At 63.8% G+C, this 6,569-nt stretch carries 6 protein-coding genes and 1 pseudogene; 3 read left to right on the top strand and 4 right to left on the bottom strand.

The window, feature by feature from the left end; translation table 11 throughout:
* From ACQKQA_RS29340 to yjiA, 3 genes are all read left to right on the top strand, one after another.
* Window positions 1–1,682, top strand: a 1,682-nt coding sequence (locus tag ACQKQA_RS29340; RefSeq protein WP_427564676.1) for a carbon starvation CstA family protein, incomplete at its 5' end; no start/stop codon positions are given.
* A 14-nt stretch (window positions 1,683–1,696) separates the two neighbouring features.
* Entirely contained in the window at window positions 1,697–1,894 is a 198-nt protein-coding gene (locus ACQKQA_RS29335; protein ID WP_427564675.1) for a YbdD/YjiX family protein, read from the top strand.
* A gap of 63 nt (window positions 1,895–1,957) precedes the next feature.
* Window positions 1,958–2,950: a GTPase gene (gene yjiA, locus ACQKQA_RS29330; protein WP_427564677.1), complete on the top strand. Its 993-nt coding sequence runs from the start codon at window positions 1,958–1,960 to the stop codon at window positions 2,948–2,950.
* Between the two features lie 77 nt (window positions 2,951–3,027).
* Here the strand turns inward: yjiA and ACQKQA_RS29325 are convergent, their stop codons facing one another.
* The 4 genes and pseudogenes from ACQKQA_RS29325 to ACQKQA_RS29310 all read right to left on the bottom strand — a co-directional run.
* Window positions 3,028–3,738 (bottom strand): GntR family transcriptional regulator, encoded by a 711-nt coding sequence (locus ACQKQA_RS29325; RefSeq protein ID WP_427564674.1) that lies wholly within the window; start codon window positions 3,736–3,738, stop codon window positions 3,028–3,030.
* 45 nt (window positions 3,739–3,783) lie between these two features.
* Complete coding sequence (locus ACQKQA_RS29320) at window positions 3,784–4,488, bottom strand: FadR/GntR family transcriptional regulator (RefSeq protein WP_427564673.1); 705 nt, start codon at window positions 4,486–4,488, stop codon at window positions 3,784–3,786.
* Between the two features lie 83 nt (window positions 4,489–4,571).
* Complete coding sequence (locus ACQKQA_RS29315; RefSeq protein WP_427564672.1) at window positions 4,572–5,885, bottom strand: C4-dicarboxylate transporter DctA; 1,314 nt, start codon at window positions 5,883–5,885, stop codon at window positions 4,572–4,574.
* A gap of 354 nt (window positions 5,886–6,239) precedes the next feature.
* A pseudogene (locus ACQKQA_RS29310) lies at window positions 6,240–6,569 on the bottom strand (hypothetical protein); the annotation flags it as partial.

Genomic DNA, 6,569 nt, shown 5'->3' with positions numbered 1-6,569 from the left:
TGGCCGGCGCGGTGCAGGACTTCATGGTCCTGTTCCTCTCCACCCGGCGCAACGGCCGCTCCCTGGGCGACATGGTCCGTGAGGAAATGGGCCGCATCCCCGGGACCATCGCCCTGTTCGGCTGCTTCCTGATCATGATCATCATCCTCGCGGTGCTGGCGCTGATCGTGGTCAAGGCCCTGGCCGAGAGCCCGTGGGGCATCTTCACGGTGATGGCGACCATCCCCATCGCCATGTTCATGGGCGTGTACATGCGCTACATCCGCCCGGGCCGCATCGGCGAGATCTCCCTGGTCGGCGTGCTCCTGCTGCTGGGCTCGATCTGGCTCGGCGGGCAGATCGCCGCCGATCCGGTGTGGGCCAAGGCCTTCACCTTCACCGGCGTGCAGATCACCTGGATGCTGATCGGCTACGGTTTCGTCGCCGCGGTACTGCCGGTGTGGCTGATCCTGGCGCCGCGGGACTACCTGTCGACCTTCCTCAAGATCGGCACCATCATCGCCCTGGCGATCGGCATCCTGATCACCATGCCCGAGCTGAAAATGCCGGCCCTGACCCAGTTCACCGACGGCACCGGCCCGGTGTGGAAGGGCGGCCTGTTCCCGTTCCTGTTCATCACCATCGCCTGCGGCGCGGTGTCCGGCTTCCATGCGCTGATCTCGTCCGGGACCACGCCGAAGCTGCTGGATAACGAAACCAACGCCCGCTACATCGGTTACGGCGGCATGCTGATGGAGTCCTTCGTGGCCATCATGGCGATGGTCGCCGCCTCGGTGATCGAGCCGGGCGTGTACTTCGCCATGAACAGCCCGGCGGCCATCGTCGGCGGCGACGTCGTGGCCGTGGCGCAGACCGTCAGCAGCTGGGGCTTCGTCATCAGCCCGGATCAACTGCAAGCGGTGGCCAAGGACATCGGCGAAACCACCATCCTCGCCCGGGCCGGCGGCGCGCCGACCCTGGCGGTGGGCATCGCGCAGATCCTGCACCACGTTCTGCCGGGCGAAAACACCATGGCCTTCTGGTACCACTTCGCCATTTTGTTCGAGGCGCTGTTCATCCTCACCGCGGTGGACGCCGGTACCCGGGCCGGGCGCTTTATGCTGCAGGACCTGCTGGGTTCCTTCGTGCCGGCGCTGAAACGCACCGAGTCCTGGACCGCCAACCTGATCGCCACCGCCGGCTGCGTGGCCCTCTGGGGTTACCTGCTGTACCAGGGCGTGATCGACCCGCTGGGTGGCATCAACACCCTGTGGCCGCTGTTCGGCATCTCCAACCAGATGCTGGCCGGGATCGCGCTGATGCTGGGCACCGTGGTGCTGATCAAGATGAAGCGCCAGCGCTACATCTGGGTGACCCTGCTGCCGGCGGCCTGGCTGCTGATCTGCACCACCACCGCGGGCCTGATCAAGCTGTTCGACCCGAGCCCGGCGGTGGGTTTCCTGGCCCTGGCCAAGAAGTACAGCGACGCCCTGGCCGCTGGCCAGGTGCTGGCCCCGGCCAAGAGCATCGAGCAGATGCAGCACGTGATCTTCAACGCCTACACCAACGCCACGCTGACGGCGCTGTTCCTGCTGGTGGTGTTCAGCATCCTGTTCTATGCGCTCAAGGTGGGCATCGCCGCCTGGGGCAACAAGGAACGCACGGATAAAGAAGCGCCATTCCATGCCCTGCCGGATGCGTAACGAGGACTGCAACCATGTTCAATGACCTGAGTCGCCTCGGTAAATACCTCGGTCAGGCCGCGCGCCTGATGGTCGGCATGCCCGACTACGACACCTACGTCGAGCATATGCAGGCCAAGCACCCGGACCAGCCGGTGATGAGCTACGAGGCGTTCTTTCGGGAGCGCCAGGAGGCTCGGTACGGCGGCAAGTCCGGGCCGAAATGCTGTTGAAGCAAGACCATTGAGCAACACCCTACTGTAGGAGCCCGGCCAGCCGGGCTCCTACAGTCCTTTCTGCCCCTGGGAGATTTCGTTTTGCTAGTCCCAATCCCCGTCACTGTCCTCAGCGGTTTTCTTGGCGCCGGCAAGACCACCTTGCTGCGCCACCTGCTCAAGGCCGAGCACGGCCTGAAAATCGCCGTGATCGAAAACGAATTCAGCGATGCCGGTATCGACACCCAGTTGCTGGGCGATGAGCCGGTGCAAGTGATGACGCTGTCCAATGGCTGCGTCTGCTGCACCATCCACACCGACCTGACCAAGGCCCTGTACCTGCTGCTCGAGCAGCTGGACAGCGGTGAAATCGCCTTCGACCGGCTGGTGATCGAATGCACCGGGCTGGCCGACCCCGCGCCTGTGGCCCAGACCTTCTTCATCGACGAAGAGCTGCGCGAGCGTTACCTCCTCGACGGCATCATCACCCTGGTGGACGCCAAGCACGCCGAGCACCACCTGACCCAGACCATCGCCCAGGCGCAGATCGGTTTTGCCGACCGCCTGCTGGTGAGCAAGCGCGACCTGGTGGACGAGCCGACCTTCAGCGCGCTGAGCGAGCGCCTGACCCGCATCAACCGCCGCGCGCCGATCCGGGTGGTCGAACACGGCCGGATCGACCTGGCCGAGTTGCTGGATGTGCGGGGCTTCAACCTGAATGCCGACCTGGGCGGCGGGGTCAGCCTGCGTCCGGTGAGCAAGGCGCCTTCCGTCGATCGCATTTCCAGCCTGGTGCTGCGCACCGACGCGCCGCTGGATATCGACAGGCTCAGCGAGTTCATGAACGAACTGCTGGAAGAACACGGCAAGCAACTGCTGCGCTACAAAGGCGTGCTGAACATCGCCGATGAGCCGCGGCGCCTGGTGTTCCAGGGGGTGCTCAAGTTGTACGGTTTCGACTGGGACACCGAATGGGCCGAAGGCGAAGCGCGGGAGAGCGTGATCGTGTTCATTGCCGACGATCTGCCGGAAGAGAAGATCCGCGCAGGGTTCGTGCGGATGGCAGGGCAGTAGGTTCCTGACCGTCTGTCCCGGCGTTATCGCCAGCAGGCTCGCTCCTGAAACCTGTAGGAGCGAGCCTCAGTGTCTGGTTACTTCGACCCCGCACTGGCCTTGAGCAACCTTTGCTCCAGATGATCCAGATGCCCGGTCATCAAGCCGACCGCGGTCTTGGCATCCGCGTCTTCGATGGCATCGACAATCGCCGCGTGTTCCTGCCAGGCGCAGTGGCTGCACGCGCGGGTTTCGTGGTGGGCAATCGCCAGGGACGTTAGCGGCACCAGGCTGCCGAGGAAATGCGCCAGCGGTGCGTTGCCAGCCACTTCCGCCAATTGCAGGTGGAACTCGCCGGACAGGCGGATCGCCGGGCCGCGCAGACCGCGCTCGATGCAATCGCGTTCAGCGGCGATCGATTCCCGCAGGCGCTTCAGGTCGCGCGGCGCCGGTTGCTGGCAGGCGAGCCGGACCAGGGTGACCTCCGTCAGGCGTCGGGCGTGCAGGATCTGCCGCGTCTGCTCATGGTCCGGGGCCGCCACCTGGGGCCGGTGGTTGGGCCGCAGGATAATCACCTGCTGGTGAGACAAGCGCGCCAGAACCTGGCGAATGATGCTGCGACTGACCCCGAACACCTCGCCGAGGCTGTCCTCGGTGAAGCGGCTGGCGGGGGCGATGCGCTGTTCGAGAATGGCATCGAAGATCTGCGGGTAGACATCGTCGACCAGCAGTTTTTTCTCGCCTGTGCGGCGCCGTGGCAGGGCGCCGGAGAGGGGGAATGCAAGTTTGTTCAAGGCGTAGCTGGCCATGGCCTGTCTCCAGTCCGGTTACCGATACGAAGGTGTGGGTGAGGCTCAGTTGCCCAGATGGTCGTCCGGGATGTTCAGCTCGATGCCCATGCGCTGGCCTTCCTTGAGAATGTGCCGACGCATTTCGGCACTGGCCAGCGCGCTGTTCTTGTTGCGGATCGCCCGGACCACCGCTTCGTTTTCTTCCAGGCGTTCGGCCAGGTGCTCCGGCGAGTTGCGCAGGATGTCCGCGCTCTGCTTGAGGGCGTTGCTGGTCTGTTGCACCACGTTCTGGAAGATCGGGTTGGACGTCAGGGTGAACAGCTCTTCATGGAAGGCGATGTAGGCGTTCATCCCGGCTTCGCTGTCATTGGCTTCCAGGGCTTCGCGCATGTCCATCAGGGTCAGTCGCAGCTGGCCCACTTCCTTGCTGCTGATGGATTGCGCCACCAGACCGACGATGAACGGCTCGAGGGTGTAGCGCAGTTGCAGCACGTCCTCGAGGCTGGCGCCCGCCACGCCGCTGTCGCTGGCCGGTTGTTCGTTGAGGCTGGCCTCCAGCACCAGCACGCCCTTGCCGGGCATGGAGCGCACCAGGCCCAGGGTCTCCAGAACAGTTACCGCTTCCCGCAGGCTCGGACGGCTGATGCCCAGTTGCTCGGCCAATTCACGTTGCCCCGGCAGCATGTCGCCGGAGCGCCATTGGCCACGGGCCAAGGCCGCCCGCAGCTTTTCTACCACTGAATTTACAACCGTTGACGAGGTGATCACTGTTCACTCCCTGGGAGATAGCGGATGAGGCCCATGGCAGGCGCTGATTGTTGTGCCTGACGGCGACAGGCACAAGGCATGCTTCAGAACTCCTGTTGCTGCGCGCCGGGTATCGGCTTGCGCGGCTGGAAGTTATAGCCCTGCTGGCCGCTCAGGACTTTGTTGGCCCGTTGGATATCGATGTCTCTTTCCCAGCGGGCAATGGCCACGGTGGCGACGCAGTTGCCGATCAGGTTGGTCAGCGCCCGGCCGATGCCCATGAACCAGTCCACCGCCAGCACCAGCACCAGGCCCACCACTGGGATGGCCGGAATCGCCGTCAGGGTGGCCGCCAGGATCACCAGCGCGGAACCGGGAATCCCGTGGGCGCCCTTGGAGGTGATCAGCGACACCAGCAGGATGGTCAGCAGGTCGGACATCGACAGCGGCGTGCCGGTGGCGTTGGCGATGAACACGATGGCCAGGGTCAGGTAGATCGAGAAACCGTCGAGGTTGAACGAATACCCTGTCGGAATGACCAGGCCGACCGTGGAACTGCCGATGCCCAGGTGCTCCAGTTTGCGCATGATCTGTGGCAGTACGGCGTCGGAGGAGGCGGTGCCGAGGACGATCAGCAGTTCTTCGCGCAGGTACTTGAGAAACGGCAGCATGCGCAGGCCGGAACAGCGCATCACCACCCCGAGGATGATCGCCACGAAGGCGAAGCAGGTCAGGTAGAACAGGCCCACCAGGCTGCCCAGGTGCTGCAGCGAGTCCAGGCCGTACTTGCTGGTGGTGAAGGCGATGGCGCCGAACACGCCGATCGGCGCCAGGCGCACGATCATGCCCATGATGCGGAAGATGATGTGGCTGAGTTCGTTGATCAGCCGCGAGATGCCGGACGCGGCTTCGCCCACCAGGTTCAGCGCGCTGCCGAACAGCACGGAGAACAGCAGTACCTGCAGGATATTGTTTTCGGCGAAGGCGCCGAGCACCGAGTTGGGGATCAGCCCCATCAAGAACTCGGAGGTGCCGCGCATGTGCTGGCCGCGCTGGGCGATGTCGCCCATGTCGGCGCTGGACAGTTGCTCCAGATGGATATTGGCGCCGCTGCCGATGCCGGTGGTGAAGGCGAAGACCAGGCCGATCACCAGGGCGATGGTGGTCAGGACTTCGAAGTAGATGACGGATTTGAGCCCGATGCGCCCGACCTTTTTCAGGTCACCCGCGCCGGAGATGCCACTGACCACCACACAGAAGACGATCAGGCCGATCAGCATCTTGATCAGCTTGATAAAGGCATCGCCCAGTGGCTTGAGTTGCGAGGAGTATTCGGGGAGTGTCAGTCCGCACACGATGCCGAGCATCAGTCCGAGGACTACCTGGAGGAAAATCGAACGCGAGCACCATCTGAGCATGAGGGGAATCCTGGTCGGTGTCCTGGCTGCCGTGCGCTGCGCGCCGCGGATTCGGGACTTAATTATTGTGGTCTTACCGGTATGTCCAGTGCAGGCGCAGTCTAGGCCCGGTTTTCCCGGGAATACAAGGGGAAATCCGAAAATTGGCATGACCGGTCTGACCAGTGGTGCTGGTCCTGTAGCCGCTGCCGAAGGCTGCGATCGGCCGGCACGGCCGCGACACTCTGAAGATCGCAGGAAGGCCTTCGGCCTTGTCGCAGCCTGCGGCAGCGGCTACAAGGGCCGGACCAGGCAATTCGCAGGCGAAAAAAAGCCCGGCGCAATGGCCGGGCTTTTCATGCAGCGGTCTGCTGATTAAGCGCCGTATACCGGCAGCTTCTTGCAGATGGCTTTGACTTTCTCGCGAACGGCGTCGATCACCGCTTCGTTGTTCAGGTCAGCCAGGATGTCGCAGATCCAGCCAGCCAGTTCCTTGCACTCGGCTTCCTTGAAGCCGCGAGTGGTCACGGCCGGAGTACCGAAGCGCAGGCCGGAGGTGACGAACGGGGAGCGTGGGTCGTTTGGCACGGAGTTCTTGTTCACGGTGATGAAGGCTTTGCCCAGAGCGGCATCGGCGTCTTTACCGGAGATTTCCTGCGCCGAAGCCGTAGTCGTTGCTGGTGTGCATGCCGCCGCCGTTCCAGT

It is taken from the genome of Pseudomonas sp. NPDC089530 (assembly GCF_050280705.1).
GTDB lineage: Bacteria > Pseudomonadota > Gammaproteobacteria > Pseudomonadales > Pseudomonadaceae > Aquipseudomonas.
This window is presented reverse-complemented; position numbering and strand designations above follow the sequence as displayed.